This window comes from Nocardia wallacei, assembly GCF_029868745.1.
Classification (GTDB): domain Bacteria; phylum Actinomycetota; class Actinomycetes; order Mycobacteriales; family Mycobacteriaceae; genus Nocardia; species Nocardia wallacei_B.
This window is the reverse complement of record NZ_JARWOP010000052.1, coordinates 1-1,870: the sequence shown is the minus strand read 5'-3', so window position 1 is coordinate 1,870 and position 1,870 is coordinate 1. Positions and strand designations below refer to the sequence as shown.

The following is a 1,870-nucleotide window of genomic DNA, read 5'->3' as shown; positions in this document are numbered from 1 at the left end:
CCCCCCTGACGACCCCGGCCGAGCCCCCGCCGCCGCCCGCCAAGGGACACACCCACGGCCACTTCGTTTAGAACCCACAACCGCCCCCGACGCCTCCGACGGGGGGCCGGTTCTTCTTTGCGAGTCTGCTCTCGCACGGAGTCCTGCGCCGGGCTTGCTCACTGAAGGAGAGCGCTGTCGACTCACTCGCCGATGGAGAACCCCGCCTCGACATCCGCCTGAGAGTAGGACTTGAAGGCGATATGCGTCGCGGTGCGCAACACACCCCCCGTCTTGTTGATCCGCCCCGTCACCACCTCCGCAATCTGCTCATGGTCGCGCACCCGCACCACCGCAATCAGATCAACGTCCCCCGCACACGAGTAAACCTCCGCCACACCCTCCAGACTCGCCAGCGCCTGCGCCGTCTCCGGAATCCGAGCAGCCTCGGCATGGATCAACACGATCGCGGTAATCATGCCTCCGAGTCTATTGCGCGCCGGGGTAGGTGGACCCGGGCACCGCACCCGAGTCGTCCTCTTCCGCCGCTCAGCGCATCCGTCCCGAGTCGGGCGTGATCCGGCCCGCATCGACCAAGGTCCGAAACGCGACGCGTTTGCGCGGGCAGTCCTCAACCCGGCACTCCAAGTGCATCTGCATGATCGCGTGGGCGTCTTCCGGTTTCAGCGGTCCGATCGGTGCGGCGTGTGTCCACCAAAGTCTCGATCTCAGCCACGTACAACACCGCGTTCAGCGCAAGCGGGCTCAAATGCCGAGGCGACGGCGTGATCACAACATCTACATCGGCTGCTCGCACCTGGTCGGCAAGCGGAATCAACGATGGTTCGGGCCAGACCACCAGATATCCGAGATGCCGCGCTAGGCGCTGCACCTGGGCTCGGTCCCACAACATCGCGTCGGATACTTCCGGAACAACCCAACCCAACGCAGTCGGCTGGTAGCGCATGATGCTGCCTTCCTTGTCGGCTACAAACTCCACAGCGGAGCCGTCTCCAGACTCGGCGTTGGACACGATCCACAAGAGTGGCAGTGGGGTGGCATGTGTTCCCGTTGCCCGGTGCTGCGAGCATTGCGAACGGGCTAGTGGCATCGGGGGTGGCATCACCGTCCGCAACGCCGCACAGAGGGCTCGGGGGTGGCAGGCTGGATGGCATGTCGGCGGACATGGGAAGGCTCATCAAGCAACTGCGTGTTGCCAAAGGGTGGAGCCAAGGGAGGCTGGCCGGTGAGCTGACCAAGGTGTCCGGCTACAACATGACGCGTGAGTACATCTCGCGGCATTGGGAGTCGGGCAGGACCGAGCCTTCACCGTTCTGGTTGCGTCACCTCGCGACGGTGCTGGATTGTCCGCTCGAGTTATTGGAGGCTGACGTGAAACGTCGTGAATTCCTATCTCACCTCGCGGCTACGTCGATCGCGCCGGTGGTGGCGTCTGAGCTTCTCTCCCAGGGCTTTTCGACGCGCCTGCATTCCACGGGACCGGCTGTCGAGGAGTGGGAAGCGAAGCTGGCGCAGTACGGGACGGACTATATGAGCCAAGGGGCGGCGCGGATTCAACAGCGGCTGGCGGCTGATCTGGTTGTCCTGCAACAGCAGTTGGATACTCCGCGCATGTGGGCGGTGGCCGCTCGGCTGATGACTCTGTTCGCCAAGACGTATCCGGGTAGCGATGGGAACAAGGCGATTTCTTGGTATCGGATGGCGGCTGATGCTGCCGACTGGTCCGAGGGGTCAAGTCCAAGCGGGTGGTGTAACGGGGTGATTGCCGCGTGATCCTGTTCGGTCAGGCGGTCAGTGCTGGGGTGGTGTCCTCCTGTTCGGTGGGGTCGGTGAGGCCGCGGGAGCGGGCGAGGACGTCGAGGCCGAGGTA

The 1,870-nt window shown here is 64.2% G+C and carries 3 protein-coding genes; 1 reads left to right on the top strand and 2 read right to left on the bottom strand.

Annotation, left to right across the window (positions count from 1 at the left end):
• Positions 1-182 precede the first annotated feature (182 nt).
• Positions 183-458 (bottom strand): Lrp/AsnC family transcriptional regulator, encoded by a 276-nt coding sequence (locus QH470_RS02915; RefSeq protein WP_195102862.1) that lies wholly within the window; start codon positions 456-458, stop codon positions 183-185.
• 152 nt (positions 459-610) lie between these two features.
• Entirely contained in the window at positions 611-1,012 is a 402-nt protein-coding gene (locus QH470_RS02910) for a hypothetical protein (protein ID WP_280270678.1), read from the bottom strand.
• 140 nt (positions 1,013-1,152) lie between these two features.
• Here QH470_RS02910 and QH470_RS02905 point away from each other — a divergent pair, with 140 nt between their 5' ends.
• Positions 1,153-1,773, top strand: coding sequence for a helix-turn-helix transcriptional regulator (locus tag QH470_RS02905; protein WP_280270677.1), 621 nt, complete (start codon positions 1,153-1,155; stop codon positions 1,771-1,773).
• Positions 1,774-1,870: the final 97 nt, after the last annotated feature.